Raw genomic sequence first — 17,219 nt, 5'->3', positions numbered from 1 at the left:
AGAGGTTCTGCAAGAGACGACCTGAGTTTTCACGGTTGTGAAAGTTTTGTTGGGTTGTGAAAAGCTACCCACGCGAACAGGGGCGGTCAATCGGTCCGGTGAGCCGGGAATTTTTCCCCCGCGCTCCTGGTTGATCACCCATCGCGACGCGGTTTTTCGACCGCTGCCGGTGTTCGTCCGGAGGGATAGGGTTTTTCGCATGGTGGGTTCACTGCTGGGGACTGAGGTTCAGCGCGTCGAAGATCCGGATCTGCTGCGAGGACGCGGCACCTACATCGGCAACCTGGGCGTGGAAGGACTGCTGCACATCGGTTTCGTGCGCTCCCACGTCGCGCACGCCGAGATCGCCGAGATCGACACCTCCGCGGCCGCGAGCGCACCGGGCATCGTCGGCGCCTACTCCGCGGCCGACCTGCGGCTGCCGATTCCAGCGCCGTTCGTCGAGGTGAACCCGGAGGTCGCGCGCCCGCCCCTGGCCACCGACCGGGTCCGGTTCGTCGGAGAGCCGGTGGCAGTCATCGTCGGCGAGTCCGCCGCAGCCGTGGCCGACGCGATCGAACTCGTCGACGTCGACTACCGCGAACTGCCGGTGGTCAGCGACGTGGAGCGCGCGCTGGACGACGACGCCGAGCGCCAGTTCCCGGAGCTCGGGTCGAACATCGCCGCCGGTTACCGCGACCGCGCGGGAGATTCGGTGCTCGACGGCGCGGACGTGGTGGTGCGGGCCCGCATCGAGAACCAGCGCGTCGCCGTGGTCCCGCTGGAGGGCAACGCCGTCGCGGTCCAGCCGGGCGGGCCCGACCAGGACCACGACATCACCGTGCACGTCTCGACCCAGATGCCGCACGGCGTGCGCGGGGGCCTGGCCAAGGCGTTCGGTTTCGACGCCGATCGCGTGCGGGTGATCTCGCCGCACGTCGGCGGCGGTTTCGGCGGCAAGGCCGGTGCGATCTCCGAGCACGTGGTGGCCGTCGGACTGGCGCTGAAGCTGGGCCGGCCGGTGCGCTGGGTCGAGGGCCGCTCCGAGAACATGCAGGGAATGCCGCACGGCCGCGGCCAGGTGCAGTACGCCGAGCTCGGGTTGCGGCGCGACGGCGAGATCGTCGGGATGCGCTGCCGGGTCGTCGGGGATTGCGGTGCCTACGCCGGTTTCGGCGGGTCGCTCGCGCTCGGGCCGACGCGGACCATGGCGCAGGCCGTCTACGACATCCCGAAGATCAGCTACGACGGGATCGCCGCGCTGACCAACACCACGCCGGTCGGAGCGTTCCGCGGTGCCGGCCGCCCGGAGGCCGCGGCGATGGTGGAGCGGATGATGGACCTGGCCGCCGCCGAGCTGGGGGTGGATCCGGTCGCGTTGCGACGCAAGAACTTCCTGGTTCCCGACAGCTTCCCCTACAAGACGCTGACCGGTGCCACCTACGACAGCGGCGAGTACGCGGTGCCCTTCGACGAGGCGCTGCGTCTGGCCGGGTACGAGGAGCTGCGCGCCGAGCAGGCCCGCCGGATCGCCGCCGGTGAGCAGAAGCTGCTGGGCATCGGTGTGAGCGCCTACGTCGAGATCACCGGCGGTGGCGCGGGCGAGTACGCCGAGGTCGAGGTGCACTCCGAGGGCGCCCGGATCCGGGTCGGCACCTCCGCGCACGGTCAGGGGCACGCCACGGCGTTCGCGATGATCGTCAACGACGCGCTCGGGATTCCCCTGGAGTCCATCGAGTTCGTCCAGTCCGACACCGCCGAGGTGCCGCGGGGTGGCGGCACCGGCGGCTCCCGCTCGCTGCAGATCGGTGGCAGCGCGGTCCGCGAGGCGGGCGCGAAGGTGCTGCGGCGGGCCAAGGAGATCGCGGCGTCCCGCTTGGAGGCCAACGTCGACGACATCGAGGTCACCGACGGCGGTGAGCTCGGCGTGGCCGGAGTCCCGAGCGCGACGGTGGCGTGGGCGGATCTGGTCGAGGCCGCCGCGAGCGAGGGGGAGCGGCTGGCGGCGAACGTCGACTTCGCCCCGGATGGCGCGACCTTCCCGTTCGGCGGGCACGTCTCGGTCGTGGAGGTAGACGTCGAGACGGGGTACGTCACGCCGCTGCGGCACATCGCCGTCGACGACTGCGGCCGGGTGCTCAACCCGTTGCTGGTGCGCGGCCAGCAGCACGGCGGGGCGGCGCAGGGCATCGCGCAGGCGCTGTGGGAGCAGGTCACCTTCGACGCCGACGGCAACCCGGAGACCGCGACCCTGGCCGACTACACGATCCCGTCGGCGGCCGAGCTGCCGTTCTTCGAGGCGTCCAACACCGAGACGCTGACGCCGCTGAACCCGTTGGGCGCCAAGGGGATCGGCGAGTCGGCGACGGTCGGGTCCACCCCGGCGGTGCAGAACGCCGTGGTCGACGCGCTCAAGCACCTGGGCGTGCGCCACATCGACATGCCCACCACGCCGGAACGGGTGTGGCGGGCCATCAGCGAGGGTTCCTCGGCGACGTACTGGCAGGATCCGCCCGCGGCCTTCGCGAGCCTGCCGACCCGCTCCGACGACACCCCGGACGAAGAAGAGGCCGTCGTGTGACCGCGGCGTCGGGTTCCGGATCCGAATTTCGCGTGGGATTCGAACCGCGCCTGCGGGGCGGGAGGCGGGTGCGGCCAGGTGTTTCCTCGATCGCTGCGGAGGCGTAGATGGGTTGGGAGCTCGCCGAGGTCTACGAGTCCCCGCACGGGAAGGTCCGGTGGGACAGCTTCGGGGAGGGGCCGGACGTGGTGCTCATGCACGGCACGCCGTTCTCCTCCTTCGTGTGGCGGGACGTGGCCAACGCGCTGAGCGCGCGCTACCGCGTGCACCTGTGGGACATGGCCGGCTACGGGACCTCGGAGAAGTTCGAGGGGCAGGACGTGTCGCTGGCCGCGCAGCAGGAGGTCTTCACCGGGCTGCTGCGGCACTGCGGGATCAACGAGCCCTCGGTGATCGCGCACGACTTCGGCGGCGCGGTGTCGCTGCGCAGCGCGCTGCTCGACGGGGTGCGGTACCGGCGGCTGGCGCTGCTGGACGCGGTGAGCGTCCGGCCGTGGGGCTCGGAGTTCTTCCGCCTGGTCAACGTCAACGCACCGGTGTTCGCCGCGCTGCCGCCGCACCTGCACGAGTCGCTGGTGCGCGGCTACCTGGCCACCGCCGCGCACCGCGAGCTGCGGCCCGAGGTGCTGGACAGGATGGTCGAGCCGTGGCTCGGCGAGGACGGCCAGCCCGCCTTCTACCGGCAGATCGCCCAGGCCGACGAGCGCTACACCCGGGAGGTCGAGGACCGCTACGGCGACCTGGACTGCCCGGTGCTCATCGGCTGGGGCGAGGAGGACTCCTGGCTGCCGGCGGACCGCGGCCGGGAGCTGGCGCGGCGCATCCCGCAGGCCCGTTTGGAGTGGATCCCACAGGCCGGACACCTCGTCCAGGAGGACAACCCGGCGCGGGTGACTGCGCTGATCATGGATTTCCTCGCCTCCTGAGCGTCCAGCATGCGGGAACCCCGTCTCGGGACGTGGTCGCCGAAGGTTTAGGGTGTCGTTCGTCCGTTCGTGTTAATCAGGAGGTTCGGCGCTATGGCTGTCGGCCACGCCTCGGCATCGCATGTGCCAGGCTCCGGGGAATCGGGGCCGCCGGCCCCGCGGAACTCGACCCGACAGGTCGTGCTCGCCAGCCTCGTGGGCACCTCGATCGAGTTCTACGACTTCTACGTCTACGCCACGGCCGCGGTGCTGATCTTCCCGAAGCTGTTCTTCCCGGCGGGCGATGAGGCGGCGGCGACGCTGAACTCGCTGGCGACCTTCGGCATCGCCTTCGTCGCCAGGCCGGTCGGCTCGGCGCTGTTCGGCCACTTCGGCGACCGCATCGGGCGCAAGGCGACGCTGGTGGCGTCGCTGCTGACGATGGGCATCTCGACGGTGCTGATCGGCCTGCTGCCCGGCTACGCTCAGATCGGCATCGTGGCGCCGCTGCTGCTGGCGCTGTGCCGGTTCGGCCAGGGACTGGGCCTGGGCGGCGAGTGGGGCGGAGCCGCCCTGCTGGCCACCGAGAACGCACCACCGCGCAAGCGAGCGCTGTTCGGCACGTTCCCGCAGCTGGGGGCGCCGATCGGGTTCTTCTTCGCCAACGGCCTGTTCCTGATCCTCTCCGGCGTGATGTCCGACGCCGCGTTCGCCTCGTGGGGCTGGCGGATCCCGTTCCTGGTCTCGGCGGTGCTGGTGATCGTCGGCCTGTGGGTGCGGCTGAGCCTGAACGAGACCCCGGCGTTCGCGAAGGTGCTGGAGAACAACGAGCGCGCCAAGGTGCCGTTCGTGCAGGTCTTCCGCACCGACCTCAAGGCGCTGGTGCTGGGCACGCTGATCATGCTCGCCACCTACGTGCTGTTCTACCTGATGACGGTGTTCTCGCTGTCCTACGGCACCTCCGAGTCCGGTCTGGGCTACGAGCGCTCGACGTTCCTGGTGATGCTGCTGGTCGGCGTCGTGTTCTTCGGGCTGACCGTGCCGGTGGCCGGGCTGCTGGCCGACCGCTACGGGCGGCGTCCCACGCTGGTGGTCACCACGACCGCGATCATCGTGTTCGGCCTGCTCATGGGGCCGTGGTTCGGCGCCCACTCGACGGTGGCGACCGTGCTGTTCCTGGTGGTCGGCCTGGGCCTGATGGGCATGACCTTCGGTCCGATGGGGGCGCTGCTGCCCGAGCTGTTCCCGACCGCGGTGCGCTACACGGGCGCTTCGGTGTCCTACAACCTGGCGAGCCTGCTGGGCGCCTCGGTCGCGCCCTACATCGCCACCTGGCTGGCCGGTTCGTTCGGTCTGGGCTGGGTCGGCGTCTACCTGGCGGTCGCCGGCGCGATCACGCTGGGCGCCCTGCTGGCCAGCCGCGAAACCAGGGACCGCTCCCTGGAGGCCTGAGGCTCTGGCGGGTCGGGCCCCGTCCGGTCACTCCGGGCGGGGCCCGATCGCGTCATTCCCCGGTGGCGCCGTGCAAGACAACCCCTGAACAGCGCTTAGTCCCCCGTCTTGCCGTCGATGGCTTCGCGGAGCAGGTCAGCGTGACCGTTGTGGCGCGCGTACTCCTCGATCATGTGGAGGACGATCCAGCGCAGCGACAGGTGCTCGTCCCACCGCGGGTGCCAGAGCACGGTGTCCAGCGAGTCGACGGAGCGCTCGATCTGGCGGGCTCGCTCGACCTCCGCCTCCCACGCGCCGAACGCCTCGTCGGTGCCGGCATCGGAGACGTCGAAGGCGACCTGGAAGTCCTCGTGCGCCCACACCCGGGTCAGGTCGTGCTCGCCGTTGACGCACAGCCGGAGCCAGACGCGCTCCACCTCGGCCATGTGCCGGACCAGCCCGAGCAGCGTCAGCGTCGACGGGGGCGAGGCGGGCAGGCGCAGCTGCTCGTCGGTGAGCCCCGCGCACTTGCTCGCGAGGATGCCGCGGTGGTGGTCGAGGAAGCGGCGCAGCGTCTCGCGCTCGCCGCCGGTCATCGGTGGGTCGATCTGCTCCATGGCAGCAGTGTGCCGGAGGCGGGCCCCCGAGATCAGCGCAACAGTTCGACGAGGCGGTCGACGAAGGTGGCTTGGGCGGGGTTGAGCTTCTCGCGGGCGGTGTCCGGGTCGCACCACAGTGCGCGGTCGACCTCGGGGAAGGTCTGCCTGCGGCCGGACCGCGGCGGCCACTCGATCTCGAAGGTGTTGCTGCGCAACGAGTCCACGTCGAACTCGCCCTCGACGGCCCACGCGACGACGACCTTGCCGCTGCGCATCCGGACCTCGCCCAGCGGCAGCATCTCGCGGTCGTCCAGGGACATGCCGGTCTCCTCGGCGAACTCGCGCAGCGCCGCGGCCCGGGGCTCCTCGTCCGGTTCGTGCTCGCCCTTGGGCAGCGTCCAGGCCCCGGCGTCGGAGTTCCTGAAGAACGGTCCGCCCGGGTGCACCACCAGCACGCTCGGTCCGTCGAGTCGGTACAGCAGGATTCCGGCACTTCGCTTGCTCACCGCATCAGTCTCGCGCATCGGCGCGGGACCTGGCGCGACCGGGCGTTTCCGACGATGCTGACCGTCGTGGAACGGGTGGTGCTGCACATCGATCTCGACCAGTTCATCGTCGCGGTGGAACTGCTCCGGCATCCTGAGCTGGTCGGCAAGCCGGTGCTGGTCGGCGGATCGGGTGATCCGACCGAACGCGGCGTGGTCGCCGGAGCGTCCTACGAGGCTCGCGCCCAGGGCGTGAAGTCGGGGACGCCGCTGCGCACCGCGGCGGCGCGGTGCCCGGAGGCGGTGTTCCTGCCTGCGGACCGGGAGACCTACCTGGCCGCGTCCGCCGACGTGATGACCGCGCTCGGCGAGCTGGGCGGGATCTTGGAGGTCATCGGCTGGGACGAGGCGTTCATGCTGGTGGACACCGAGGACGCCGTCGACACGGCCCGCTACATCCAGCGCTACGTGCGCGAGCGCACGGCGCTGAACTGCTCGATCGGCATCGGCGACAACAAGCTCCGGGCGAAACTGGCCTCCGGCATGGGAAAACCGGCTGGCGTGTTCCGGCTGGACATGTCCAACTGGGTCGAGGTGATGGCGGGCAAGCCGACCGACGCGTTGCAGGGCGTCGGCGGCAAGACCGCCAAGAAGCTCGCTGCCCGGGGCATCGCCACCGTCGCCGACCTGGCGGCCACCTCGATGGCGGACATGGCCGGCGAGTTCGGGCCGAACATCGGTCCGTGGCTGGTGGCGGTCGCGCACGGCTACGACTCCAGCCCGGTCAGCGACGAGCCGTTCCGCGCCCGCTCGCACGGCCGCGAGGTCACCTTCCAGCGCGACCTGCGGGAGGTCGAACCGATGCGCGCCGAGATCACCCGGCTCGCCCGCCAGGTATCCGAGGACCTGGCCGCCGACGACACCCTGGCCAGGCGCGTGGTGGTCAAGGTCCGCGACTCCCGCTTCGGCACCCACACCCACGGCGTCACGCTGACCGAACCCACCAGGGCGTTCGGGCCCATCGACGTCGCGGCGCAGCTGGCCCTGGGCCGGTTCCCGCTGGACCGGCCGGTCCGGCTACTGGGCGTCCGTGCGGAGCTTGTCCGCGAGTAGCGGTGTGACGCGGAAGTCGACGAGAGTGCGCATGGCCAGCGAGAAGCTGGTGCGCTCCACGCCCGGGGTGTCCAGGACGCGACCGGCGATGCGGTAGAGCTGGTCGGCGTCGGTGGCGACCACCCGCACCAGCAGGTCCGAGTCACCGGTGAGGCCGAAAACCTCCACCACTTCCGGGATCTCGGCCAGGGCGTCGGCGAGCCGGTCGAGGTGCTGCTGGGTGACCTGGACGGTGATGAACGCGGTCAGCGGGTAACCGAGCGTCGACGGGTCGATGCGGCGTTCGAACGAACCGAGCTTCGGTTCCAGCTTCGCCAGCCTCGCCTGAACGGTGTTGCGGGACAGACCGACTCGATCGGCCAGTGCGACCACGGTCGCCCGCGGTTCCTCGCGCAGGGCCAGCAGCAGCCGGATGTCGATGTCGTCGAGCGGCTCGGCGGTGGGCAATCTGTTCACCTCGTCGGTCGTTCCCGCCCCGCCCGGTGAGCAGATTGCTCGATTCGCCGGACAGGGCTTGTGCAGTGATTCTTGTCTTGGTGTTCTTCTGAGCGCAATGTGGCAACGCGAGGAGGCGTGATGACGAGCCTGGTACCGGAGCGCACCGAGACGGCGGATCTGCGCGCGGTCGAGCAGCGGGTGCTCTGGCTGGCGACCGCGATGATCGACCACGCCAACCGGGTGCGGCCCAACAACTCCGGGCTCAAGGTCGGCGGGCACCAGGCGTCGTGCGCCTCGATGGTGTCGATCATGACCGCGCTGTACTTCGAGCACCTGACCGCCGCCGACCGCGTCTCGGTGAAACCGCACGCCTCGCCGGTGCTGCACGCGATCAACTACCTGCTCGGCTCGCTCGACGAGAAGCACCTGGGCACGCTGCGCTCCTACGGCGGCATCCAGAGCTACCCGAGCCGCACCAAGGACCCCGACCCGGCGGACTACTCGACGGGTTCGGTCGGCATCGGTGCCACCGCGCCGATCTGGGGCGCCGTCGCCCGCCGCTACGTCGACACCCACGGCGGCGGATCCGGCAAGGGACGCCAGTACTCGCTGCTCGGAGATGCCGAACTGGACGAAGGTGCTTGCTGGGAGGCGATCCTCGACCCGACCGTCGCCGATCTCGGCGAGGTGGTCTGGATCGTCGACCTCAACCGGCAGTCGCTGGACCGCGTCGTGCCCAACATCGCCGCCCACCGGTTGCAGGGCATGTTCACCGCCGCGGGCTGGCAGGTGATCACCCTCAAGTACGGGCAGGTGCTGGAAGAGCTGTTCGCCCGCCCGGGAGGTGCGGCGCTGCGCGAGCGCATCGACGGGATGAGCAACCCCGAGTACCAGCGCCTGCTGCGCTGCACCCCGCAACAGCTCCGGGAGCGGATTCCCGCAGGGGACAGCGCGCTCGAGCAACTGCTGTCCGATGTGGACGACGACACCCTCGCGACGGCGATTCGCAACCTCGGTGGGCACGACCTGGACGCGCTCGACTCCGCGTTCAAGGCCATCGACGACACCCGGCCCACGGTCATCTTCGCCTACACCATCAAGGGCTACGGCCTGTCCACCGAAGGCCACCCGCAGAACCACGGTTCGCTGCTCGGCGAGGAGCAGATGCGGCAGCTGGCGACGCTCCTCGGCGCCGACCTCGACGACCCGTGGCACCGCTTCGCCGACGACAGCCAGGCCGGGAAGCGCTGCGCGGAAACGGCTTCGCGGCTGCGTCGTCGCGAACGCGCCCGCGTCAAGCCGCCGAAGCTGCCCGCCGACATCGGGCGCACCCCCAGCGGGACCACCACGACGCAGGCGGCGCTGGGACGGACGTTGCTGGACCTGACCCGCGAGGCGCCGGAGGCAGCCGAGCGGATCGTGACGCTCGCGCCGGACGTCAGCTCCACCACCAACCTCGGCGGCTGGCTGAACAAGGTCGGCGTGTGGTCGCCTGCGGAACGCGTCGACTGGTTCGCCGACGACGCCGAGACGATCCTGCACTGGCGGGAACGGCCCGCCGGTCAGCACATCGAGCTGGGTATCGCCGAGACCAACCTGGTCGGTCTGCTCGGCGAGCTCGGGTCGACGTGGAGCCGGTGGGGTCAGCCGCTGCTGCCGATCGGGGTGGTCTACGACTGCTTCCTGGGGCGCGCGCTGGAACCGTGGTCCTTCGGCGTGTACGCGGGCGGGCAGTCGATCCTGGTCGGAACTCCCTCCGGGGTGAGCCTGGCGCCCGAGGGCGGGGCGCACCAGTCGGTGGGCACGCCGTCGATCGGGTTGGAGCAACCCGGGGTGACCAGCTACGAGCCCGCGTTCGCGGTGGACACCGAGTGGTGCCTGCTGGAGTCCATGTCGCAGCTGGGCAAGCCCGGCGGGTCCTCGTCCTACCTGCGGCTCTCGACGCGTCCGGTGGACCAGTCGCTGGGGTCGGTGCCCGCTGATCCGGCGGCCCGCGAGCGTCGCCGCAGGCAGGTCGTCGGTGGCGGTTACCTGCTGCGGCGCGACCCGGACCCGCAGGTGACGCTGGTGGGCATGGGCGCGCTGATGACCGAGACCCTCGCCGCGGCCGACCGGCTGGCGGACCAGGGCATCGGGGCCGATGTCGTCTGCGTGACCAGCGCAGACCTGCTGTTCCGGGCTCACCGCGGCGATGCCGACCGGGGCGTGCTGGGCCAGGTCCTGCCCGCGGAGCGAGCGAGGCCGATGGTCACCGTCCTGGACGGACACCCGCACGCGCTGGCGTTTCTGGCCGGTGTCAACGGGGTTCGCGGTGCGCACTTGGGTGTCACCGGCTTCGGCCAGTCCGGTTCGCTGGACGACGTCTACCGGCACCACGGTCTCGACACCGACAGCATCATCCGTGCCGCCCTCGACGTGACCCACAGCTGACCTGGGCTCCTTCTCTTGGCCTCGGCACGCCTGCCCTGGTTGGGTGTGGGAGGTTCGAGGGGCGGAGGTCGTGGTGGGTTCGTTCGAGGTCAGGGCAGAGCCCGACAGCGTCGTCGACGTGTTCAGCCGGGACACCGCGCCCGTCCTGGAGGTCGACTCCGGGGACGTGGTGACGGTGGAGTCGCTGGACTCCAGCGGCCACCTGGAGCGCCAAGCGGTGCCGGGGGAGCAGCGGCCCCTGATGTTCGCCGAGCGCCGGGGTCACTGCCTGACCGGCCCGATCGCCGTGCGCGGCGCCAAGCCGGGGATGGTGCTGGCCGTGCACTTCGAGCAGCTGACGCCGGCCGAGTGGGGCTGGACCGCGTCCGCGGGCAAGGACGAGTGGCTGCTGCGCAGGCTGCGGGTGGCCGACGTCGAGCGGGCCTGGCTGTTGTGGGAGCTGGGCGGGGGAACCGCGACGAACCAGCACGGGCACACCGTGCGGCTCGCGCCGTTCCTCGGAGTGGTCGGCATGCCGCCGGACGAGCCGGGTGAGCACTCGACGATCCCGCCGCGCGCCGAAGGCGGCGGCAACATCGACTGCCGCGAGCTGGTCGCAGGCTCGACCCTGTACCTGCCGGTCACGGTCCCCGGCGCGATGCTGCTGCTGGGCGACGGCCACGCCAGGCAGGGCGACGGAGAAGTCGGCGGCACCGCGATCGAGTGCGGGATGACCACGCGGGTGCGCCTCGAACTGGTCGTGGACCGTCCGGTTCCGGGCGTGCACGCGGAAGCTCCCGGTGGGCTGGTCACCTTCGGGTTCGACGCCGACCTCAACGAGGCCACCGCCACGGCGCTGAGCGCGATGCTCGACTGGCTGCAGATCGAGCAGGCCCTGGACCGCGGTGCCGCGCTGGCGCTGGCGAGCGCGACGGTGGACCTGCGCATCACCCAGATCGCGAACGGCACCTGGGGAGTGCACGCGGTGCTGCCGGTCGGAGTGCTCGATTGAGCCGTTCGGGCGGTGTTCCCCTCGTTTTCACCTGAACCGGGGTGTATCGGAAGCGCAAAACATGAAAGGTTTTCTGATCAGTTCAACGGGGCGATCAGAGGACTGGACATGGCGGATGTGAGCAGGCGCGGCTTCATGCTGGCCGCAGGGATCACGGGCATGGCACTCGGTTTCGGCTCCGCGTCGGCGAGCGCTCGACCTGCGCGAACGACGCTGGAGGTGGCGGCGCAACCGTCGGCGGGCGAGGGCTACCGGCGCTTGATCGCCGGACCCGGCTGGCCGCAGGTGGTGCGCACCGAACTCGCCCCCGCCGATCCCGGACGGGTGGACCGCCGGACCCCGGTCACCGCGTTCACCCAGTTCACCGACCTGCACGTGACCGACGCGCAGAGCCCGGCCCGCTTCGAATACCTGCACCCGCTGGCCGGCGGGGCGTTCCGGCCGCAGGAGACGCTGGGCGCGCTGTCGGCCTCCCACCTGGTGCAGCGGGTCAACGAGCTGCGCACCGGCCCGGTCACCGGCCGCCCGATGGACTTCATGATCACCACCGGCGACAGCACCGACAACCACGAGTTCGCCGAGCTCGACTGGTACTTCGCCGTCCTCAACGGCGGGCGGATCGCGCAGAACACCGGGGCCGCGCACTACGAAGGCGTCCAGGACTCCGGCGATCCGCTGTACTGGCACCCCGAAGGCGGCGTCGAGGACCGCTTCCGGGAGCGGGGCTTCCCGGTGCTGCCGGGGCTGCTCACCGACGCGCTGCGGCCCTTCGAGAGCCCGGGGCTGAACATCCCCTGGTACGCCGTGTTCGGCAACCACGACAACAGCGTCATGGGTACGCTCGCCGACCAGGCCATCCCGCGCGTCAACGACTGGTACACCGGTGATCGCAAGATCATCGGCCGGGACGAGCGCGAAGCCCGGGCGGTCGCCGAGATGCTGCGCGGAACGCGGGAGACCTCCGGCCAGATGGTGCTCGGCGGCAACACGATCGTGCGCACCGTGACGCCCGACGAGCGGCGCCACCCCTTCACCCCCGAGCAGTTCATCGCCGCCCACCTCGACGAGGCCCACACCGGGCCCGGTCCGGTCGGGCACGGCTTCGACGCCGACGACCCCGCGTCGCACTACACCTTCCGGATCGCGCCGGGCGTCACCGGCATCGCCATGGACAGCACCAACACCGCGGGTCTGGCCGAGGGCTCGCTCGGGCTCAGCCAGTACCGGTGGCTGGAGCAGGTGCTCACCCGGGGCAGCTCCGGCTACTACGACGAGGTCGGCCGCAAGCAGGCCCAGCACGTCACCGACGAGATGTTCGTGCTGTTCAGCCACCACACCTCGGACACGATGACCGCGCTGTGGCCCGACTTCCGCTCGCCCGGCGAGGCCCGCGTGAGCGGTGCCGGGGTGGTGCGGCTGCTCCAGCGGTTCCCGAACGTGCTGGCCTGGGTCAACGGGCACACCCACCGCAACACCATCACCCCGCACACCGCCGACGAACCGGAACGCGGCTTCTGGGAGATCAACACCGCGTCGCACGTCGACTTCCCGCAGCTGGCCAGGGTCATCGAGATCGCCGACAACCACGACGGCACGGTCTCGCTGTTCACCACGCTCATCGAGGCAGACAGCCCCTACCAGGCCGATTACGACGACCGCTCGCCCGCGGCGCTGGCCGCCCTGTACCGGGAGCTGTCGTTCAACGACCCGCACACCGATCTGTCGCAGCTCGGCGAGCACACCGACCGCAACACCGAGCTGCTCCTGCCGGGCCGCCTGCCGCGCTGATCCGGAAGGCGGGCGGAGCCCCGGTCGAGGACCCTGGAGGTCTCGACCGGGGAGGACGCGATGAACGTCGTGGTGGGAGTCGACGGCTCAGCGGTCGCGCGCAACGCGGCCGCGTGGGCGGCGCGCGAAGCCGTGCGTCGCGGGTGCGGGCTGCGGATCGTCTACGCGGACCCGACCGAGCATCCCGGCGAGGAGCACGTCCGCGAGCCGGTCGCCCGCGCGCTGTCCGACGCCGTTGGGCAGGCCTCCGCCGAGCAGCCCGACCTCCAGGTGACCACCGCGGCGCTGCCGGGACCTCCGGAGCGGGTGCTCGTCGCCGAGTCGGCCGCGGCCGAACTGCTCGTGGTGGGCGACCGAGGCTTCGGCGGCTTCACCGGTCTGCTGGCCGGCGCCGTGGCGGTCAAGGTCGCCGCGCACGCGCTCGGCTCGGTGGCGGTCGTGCCCGACGTCGGCGAACCGCCGACCTTCCCGTCCGCCGGGCCGGTGGTGGCCGGTGTGGACGACGCCGAGTCCGCCGCTCCGGTGCTCGCACAGGCGTTCCGGGTGGCCGACTCGCTCGGTGAACCGCTGCGCGTGGTGCACACCTGGGAGATCGTCGGCATCGACCTGAAGTGGTTGCGCAGCAGGCTGCCCACTGACGAGATCGCGGATACCGAGCAGCGGTTCCTGGCCGAGGCCCTGGCCGGGTGGCAGGAGCGCTTCCCCGGTGTCGCGGTCGAGCGGATCGTCGGCCGCGGTTCGCCGGTGGCCGCGCTGATCAACCACTCGACCGAGGCGCAACTGGTGGTCGTCGGCGCGCACGGGCGAGGTGGAGTCGCGGGCGCTCACCTGGGATCCACCAGCCACAAGCTGATCCACCACACACCGTCACCGCTGCTGATCGTTCGTTCGCGGCCTTGACTTGGGTCTGATCGGTTTCTCATTCTCGTTCCGAACGTTCTTCCGCACTCGACGAGGAGTGGACATGAAGACGAAGGCCGCAGTCCTGCACGAGCCGGGCAGAGATTGGGAAATCGAAGAGATCGAGCTGGGCGATCCGATCGAGGGCGAAGTGCAGGTGAGGCTTGCGGCCTCGGGCCTGTGCCACTCCGACGAGCACCTGCGCACCGGTGCCACCCCGATGGCGCTCTACCCCGCGGTCGGCGGCCACGAGGGCGCCGGCGTGGTCACCAAGGTGGGGGCGGGCGTCTCCGGGATCAACGAGGGCGACCACGTGGTGCTCACGTTCATCCCGGGCTGCGGCCGATGCCGCGCGTGCGCCAAGGGGATGCAGAACCTCTGCGACGAGGGCGCGGGCCTGCTCTCCGGCACCGCGATCTCCGGTGGTCACCGCATCACCGTCAACGGGGCTCCGGCGGCGCCGATGTGCCTGCTGGGAACCTTCGCGCCGTACGTGACGGTCAACCAGGCCTCGGTGCTGACCATCGAGAAGGACATCCCGCTGGACAAGGCGGCGCTGCTGGGCTGCGGCGTGTCGACCGGCTGGGGAACGGCGACCGAGATCGGCGAGACCCGCACAGGCGACACGGTGGTCGTCGTGGGTTGCGGTGGTGTCGGCATCAACGCGGTGCAGGGCGCGGCCGCCGCGGGAGCGCGCTACGTCGTGGCGGTGGACCCGGTCGACTTCAAGCGGACCAAGGCCGAAGAGCTCGGCGCCACGCACTCCTTCGCCACGATGGAGGAGGCCCAAGCGGCCGTCGGGGAGCTGACCTGGGGTCAGATGGCCGACAGCGTGCTGATCTGCATCGGCGAGACCACCGGCGAACACCTGCAACCCGCGCTGTCGACGACCAAGAAGGGCGGTCAGGTCGTGGTCACCGGCATGGGGCGCGCGGACCAGATCGACGCCCAGCTCAGCCTCTTCGAGCTGACCCTGCTGCAGAAGCGGGTGCAGGGAGCGATCTTCGGCGGTGTCAGCCCGCGGACCCAGATCCCGCGCCTGCTGGAGCACTACCGCAACGGCACGCTCAAGCTCGACGAGCTGGTCACCACCGAGTACAAGCTGGAGGACATCAACACCGGCTACGCCGACATGATGGCGGGCAAGAACCTCCGCGGTCTGATCCGCTACACCGACGCCGACTACTGATCGGCGTGAGCCCGGGCGAGTTCGCGCATCGCCGTGTCGAGCAGATCCGCGATCTTGCTCTCGGGATGGTCCAGCCAGTGCTGATAGGCCGCCAAGGCCACGCCGAGCGCGGCGTGGGCGATGGTCTGCGGGATCAGCGCGGTTGACGACTGGTCGAGGCGGTGGCCGACCCATTCGGCCACCACCTCGCGCCAGGACTCGAAGCGCAGCGTCGAATGCGCTTGCAGCGCGGGCACTCCCATGATCAGGCGCATCCGCCTGCGATGAGCGGGGACCTGGTAGTCCGGCACCCGGTTGAACTCCACCAGGCAGTGCCGCACCGCTTCCATGAGCGGGACGTCCTCCGGCAGCGCGCGGAACTCGGCGCGCATCCGCTCCAGCCCCGCCTCGAAGTCGCCCCACGGGATGTCGTTCTTCGACGGGAAGTAGTGGAAGAACGTGCGCCGGGCGATGCCGGCGGCAGCGGCGATGTCGGCGATCGTGGTGCGTTCGAAGCCCTGTTCGTCGAACAGGTCGAAGGCGACCTGCTCAAGTTCCGCCGCAGTGGTGATCTTTCGCCGTCCACCGGGTCGCTGTGCTCCAGATGTGTCAGGCCGCAACGAATTCCGCTCCACGTCTTGTGAATGTGCACTCGGTGCAAATACCGTGTCGATGGTAGCTCGACACTGTGAGGAGCATCGCATGGCTGAGCAGCAGATCGAACAGAGCACCGGAACCGAGCCCGTCGTCGAGGAAGAGCTCCTGGTCGAAGAAGTCTCCATCGACGGGATGTGCGGGGTCTACTGACCGTGGCCGCCGCGGAGTTCGACATCGACCGCGGCTACCGGTTGAACCCGCAGGTCGCGCTGCGCCCCGAGCCCTTCGGGGCGCTCGCGTACCACTTCGGAAACCGGAAGCTGTCGTTCCTGAAAGTGCCCGAACTGGTGGAACTCGTTCGCCACCTCGGTGACCACGCCAGCGTCGAAGACGCGCTGGCGGACATCCCCGAGCAGCGTCGGCCGCAGTTCCGCGACGCCCTGGCCTCCCTCGCGGCCTCGGACATGATTCGTCCGCAGAACGACTAGGAGCTTTTTGTGGGTGGGGGAAGTTTTCATGAAAACTTCGCGCACCTCACACACGAACCGCGCGCGGAGCGCCAAGCGCGCTCGGGGGCGGGGAACATGCCCGGATCCAATGCAGACGACGAAGTCCCGTTGGAAGTGAGCCGACATGACCACCACAGCACCGGTTCCCTCCCTCGTCGAGCAGTTCAAGGGCGGTCTCGACGCGCCCATCTGCCTGACCTGGGAATGGACCTACGCCTGCAACCTGGCCTGCGAGCACTGCCTGTCCTCCTCGGGCAGGCGAGACCCGGACGAGCTCTCGACCGACGAGATGAAGGCGGTCATCGACGAGCTGCAGCGGATGCAGGTCTTCTACGTCAACGTCGGCGGTGGTGAACCCACCGTGCGGCCCGATTTCTGGGAACTCCTCGACTACGCCATCGACCACCAGGTCGGGGTCAAGTTCTCCACCAACGGCCTGCGCATCGACGCCGAACGCGCGCGCCGGCTGGCCGCCACCGACTACGTCGACGTGCAGATCTCACTCGACGGCGCGACGCGCGAGGTCAACGACGCGGTGCGCGGTCCCGGATCGTTCGACATGGCGATGACCGCGCTGCAGAACCTCTCCGACGCCGGCATGCGCGACTTCAAGATCTCCGTGGTGATGACCAGCCAGAACGTCGACCAGCTGGACGACTTCAAGGTCATCGCCGACCGCTTCGGCGCGCAGTTGCGCATCACCCGGCTGCGGCCGTCCGGGCGCGGTGCCGACGTGTGGGACGAGCTGCACCCCACCGACGCCCAGCAGCGGCAGATCTACGACTGGCTGGTGGCCCGCGGCGACCAGGTGCTCACCGGCGACTCGTTCTTCCACCTCAACGCACTGGGCTCGACCCCGCTGCCGGGCCTGAACCTGTGCGGGGCGGGCCGGGTGGTGTGCCTGATCGACCCGGTCGGCGACGTCTACGCGTGCCCGTTCGCCATCCACGACGTCTTCAAGGGCGGGAACGTCCGCGGAGAAGGCGGTTTCGCCAAGGTGTGGCGGGAATCGGAGCTGTTCAACGACCTCCGCCAGCCGCAGTCGGCCGGTGCGTGCGCCTCCTGCTCGCACTTCGACGCCTGCCAGGGCGGGTGCATGGCCGCGAAGTTCTTCACCGGGCTCCCGCTCGACGGTCCGGATCCGGAGTGCGTGCAGGGGTACGGGCAGTCCGCGCTGTCCATCGTGGACAAGGACGAGCTGCCCAAGGCCACCCAGGACCACTCGCGCTCCTCGCGGAAGGTCGGGCTCGGGATGCCGGCCATGCCCGCGAAGCCGTGCGACTCCTCACCGCTGGTGAGCTAGCC

Annotated in this window: 16 protein-coding genes; 12 read left to right on the top strand and 4 right to left on the bottom strand. The window is 70.3% G+C overall.

Going from position 1 to position 17,219, the window contains the following annotated elements; translation table 11 throughout:
- Positions 1-199 precede the first annotated feature (199 nt).
- The 3 genes from ACYVF3_RS29135 (at position 200) to ACYVF3_RS29125 (ending at position 4,917) form a co-directional block, all read left to right on the top strand.
- Positions 200-2,560 (top strand): xanthine dehydrogenase family protein molybdopterin-binding subunit, encoded by a 2,361-nt coding sequence (locus ACYVF3_RS29135; RefSeq protein ID WP_461157480.1) that lies wholly within the window; start codon positions 200-202, stop codon positions 2,558-2,560.
- Between the two features lie 107 nt (positions 2,561-2,667).
- Positions 2,668-3,486 (top strand): alpha/beta fold hydrolase, encoded by an 819-nt coding sequence (locus ACYVF3_RS29130; RefSeq protein WP_461157479.1) that lies wholly within the window; start codon positions 2,668-2,670, stop codon positions 3,484-3,486.
- Positions 3,487-3,666: 180 nt separating this feature from the next.
- On the top strand, positions 3,667-4,917 hold the full coding sequence (locus ACYVF3_RS29125; protein WP_461157478.1) for an MFS transporter: 1,251 nt from the start codon (positions 3,667-3,669) through the stop codon (positions 4,915-4,917).
- A gap of 95 nt (positions 4,918-5,012) precedes the next feature.
- On the opposite strand, the gene ACYVF3_RS29120 is transcribed toward ACYVF3_RS29125, so the two are convergent.
- Together ACYVF3_RS29120 and ACYVF3_RS29115 are read right to left on the bottom strand one after the other, a co-directional pair.
- Positions 5,013-5,513 (bottom strand): DinB family protein, encoded by a 501-nt coding sequence (locus ACYVF3_RS29120; RefSeq protein WP_461157477.1) that lies wholly within the window; start codon positions 5,511-5,513, stop codon positions 5,013-5,015.
- A 32-nt stretch (positions 5,514-5,545) separates the two neighbouring features.
- On the bottom strand, positions 5,546-6,019 hold the full coding sequence (locus ACYVF3_RS29115) for an NUDIX domain-containing protein (protein ID WP_461157476.1): 474 nt from the start codon (positions 6,017-6,019) through the stop codon (positions 5,546-5,548).
- A 36-nt stretch (positions 6,020-6,055) separates the two neighbouring features.
- On the opposite strand from ACYVF3_RS29115, the gene ACYVF3_RS29110 reads away from it, so the two are divergent.
- The gene (locus ACYVF3_RS29110; protein ID WP_461157475.1) at positions 6,056-7,093 is read left to right on the top strand and encodes a DNA polymerase IV; all 1,038 of its coding nucleotides are present in this window, start codon (positions 6,056-6,058) and stop codon (positions 7,091-7,093) included.
- Here ACYVF3_RS29110 and ACYVF3_RS29105 read toward each other — a convergent pair.
- Positions 7,058-7,540: an Lrp/AsnC family transcriptional regulator gene (locus tag ACYVF3_RS29105; protein ID WP_461157474.1), complete on the bottom strand. Its 483-nt coding sequence runs from the start codon at positions 7,538-7,540 to the stop codon at positions 7,058-7,060. The two genes, ACYVF3_RS29110 and ACYVF3_RS29105, sit on opposite strands and share 36 nt — an antisense overlap.
- 129 nt (positions 7,541-7,669) lie before the next feature.
- On the opposite strand from ACYVF3_RS29105, the gene ACYVF3_RS29100 reads away from it, so the two are divergent.
- The 5 genes from ACYVF3_RS29100 (at position 7,670) to ACYVF3_RS29080 (ending at position 14,829) form a co-directional block, all read left to right on the top strand.
- Positions 7,670-9,961, top strand: a complete 2,292-nt coding sequence (locus ACYVF3_RS29100; protein WP_461157473.1) for a transketolase-like TK C-terminal-containing protein — start codon at positions 7,670-7,672, stop codon at positions 9,959-9,961.
- A 73-nt stretch (positions 9,962-10,034) separates the two neighbouring features.
- Positions 10,035-10,952: an acetamidase/formamidase family protein gene (locus ACYVF3_RS29095; RefSeq protein WP_461157472.1), complete on the top strand. Its 918-nt coding sequence runs from the start codon at positions 10,035-10,037 to the stop codon at positions 10,950-10,952.
- A gap of 108 nt (positions 10,953-11,060) precedes the next feature.
- Complete coding sequence (locus ACYVF3_RS29090) at positions 11,061-12,740, top strand: TIGR03767 family metallophosphoesterase (RefSeq protein ID WP_461157471.1); 1,680 nt, start codon at positions 11,061-11,063, stop codon at positions 12,738-12,740.
- Positions 12,741-12,800: 60 nt separating this feature from the next.
- Entirely contained in the window at positions 12,801-13,640 is an 840-nt protein-coding gene (locus ACYVF3_RS29085; RefSeq protein WP_461157470.1) for a universal stress protein, read from the top strand.
- Positions 13,641-13,704: 64 nt separating this feature from the next.
- Positions 13,705-14,829, top strand: a complete 1,125-nt coding sequence (locus ACYVF3_RS29080) for an NDMA-dependent alcohol dehydrogenase (protein WP_461157469.1) — start codon at positions 13,705-13,707, stop codon at positions 14,827-14,829.
- Here the strand turns inward: ACYVF3_RS29080 and mftR are convergent.
- Positions 14,823-15,428: a mycofactocin system transcriptional regulator gene (gene mftR, locus ACYVF3_RS29075; RefSeq protein ID WP_461157468.1), complete on the bottom strand. Its 606-nt coding sequence runs from the start codon at positions 15,426-15,428 to the stop codon at positions 14,823-14,825. The two genes, ACYVF3_RS29080 and mftR, sit on opposite strands and share 7 nt — an antisense overlap.
- Before the next feature lie 82 nt (positions 15,429-15,510).
- On the opposite strand from mftR, the gene mftA reads away from it, so the two are divergent.
- From mftA to mftC, 3 genes are all read left to right on the top strand, one after another.
- Positions 15,511-15,615: a mycofactocin precursor MftA gene (gene mftA / locus ACYVF3_RS29070; protein ID WP_461157467.1), complete on the top strand. Its 105-nt coding sequence runs from the start codon at positions 15,511-15,513 to the stop codon at positions 15,613-15,615.
- A gap of 2 nt (positions 15,616-15,617) precedes the next feature.
- Positions 15,618-15,893 (top strand): mycofactocin biosynthesis chaperone MftB, encoded by a 276-nt coding sequence (mftB, locus tag ACYVF3_RS29065; protein WP_461157466.1) that lies wholly within the window; start codon positions 15,618-15,620, stop codon positions 15,891-15,893.
- Between the two features lie 145 nt (positions 15,894-16,038).
- On the top strand, positions 16,039-17,217 hold the full coding sequence (mftC, locus tag ACYVF3_RS29060; RefSeq protein ID WP_461157465.1) for a mycofactocin radical SAM maturase: 1,179 nt from the start codon (positions 16,039-16,041) through the stop codon (positions 17,215-17,217).
- The last annotated feature ends 2 nt before the right edge of the window (positions 17,218-17,219 follow it).

Source organism: Saccharopolyspora tripterygii, assembly GCF_054778355.1.
The sequence above is the reverse complement of the archived record's forward strand: the minus strand, read 5'-3'. Positions and strand labels throughout refer to the sequence as shown.

Excerpts from the sequence above, each read along its gene's own strand:
- ACYVF3_RS29135 (WP_461157480.1), top strand. The coding sequence starts at position 200 with ATGGTGGGTTCACTGCTGGGGACTGAGGTTCAGCGCGTCGAAGATCCG.
- ACYVF3_RS29130 (WP_461157479.1), top strand. The coding sequence starts at position 2,668 with ATGGGTTGGGAGCTCGCCGAGGTCTACGAGTCCCCGCACGGGAAGGTC.
- ACYVF3_RS29120 (WP_461157477.1), bottom strand. The coding sequence starts at position 5,513 with ATGGAGCAGATCGACCCACCGATGACCGGCGGCGAGCGCGAGACGCTG.
- ACYVF3_RS29115 (WP_461157476.1), bottom strand. The coding sequence starts at position 6,019 with ATGCGCGAGACTGATGCGGTGAGCAAGCGAAGTGCCGGAATCCTGCTG.
- ACYVF3_RS29110 (WP_461157475.1), top strand. The coding sequence starts at position 6,056 with ATGCTGACCGTCGTGGAACGGGTGGTGCTGCACATCGATCTCGACCAG.
- ACYVF3_RS29100 (WP_461157473.1), top strand. The coding sequence starts at position 7,670 with ATGACGAGCCTGGTACCGGAGCGCACCGAGACGGCGGATCTGCGCGCG.
- ACYVF3_RS29090 (WP_461157471.1), top strand. The coding sequence starts at position 11,061 with ATGGCGGATGTGAGCAGGCGCGGCTTCATGCTGGCCGCAGGGATCACG.
- ACYVF3_RS29085 (WP_461157470.1), top strand. The coding sequence starts at position 12,801 with ATGAACGTCGTGGTGGGAGTCGACGGCTCAGCGGTCGCGCGCAACGCG.
- ACYVF3_RS29080 (WP_461157469.1), top strand. The coding sequence starts at position 13,705 with ATGAAGACGAAGGCCGCAGTCCTGCACGAGCCGGGCAGAGATTGGGAA.
- mftA (WP_461157467.1), top strand. The coding sequence starts at position 15,511 with ATGGCTGAGCAGCAGATCGAACAGAGCACCGGAACCGAGCCCGTCGTC.
- mftC (WP_461157465.1), top strand. The coding sequence starts at position 16,039 with ATGACCACCACAGCACCGGTTCCCTCCCTCGTCGAGCAGTTCAAGGGC.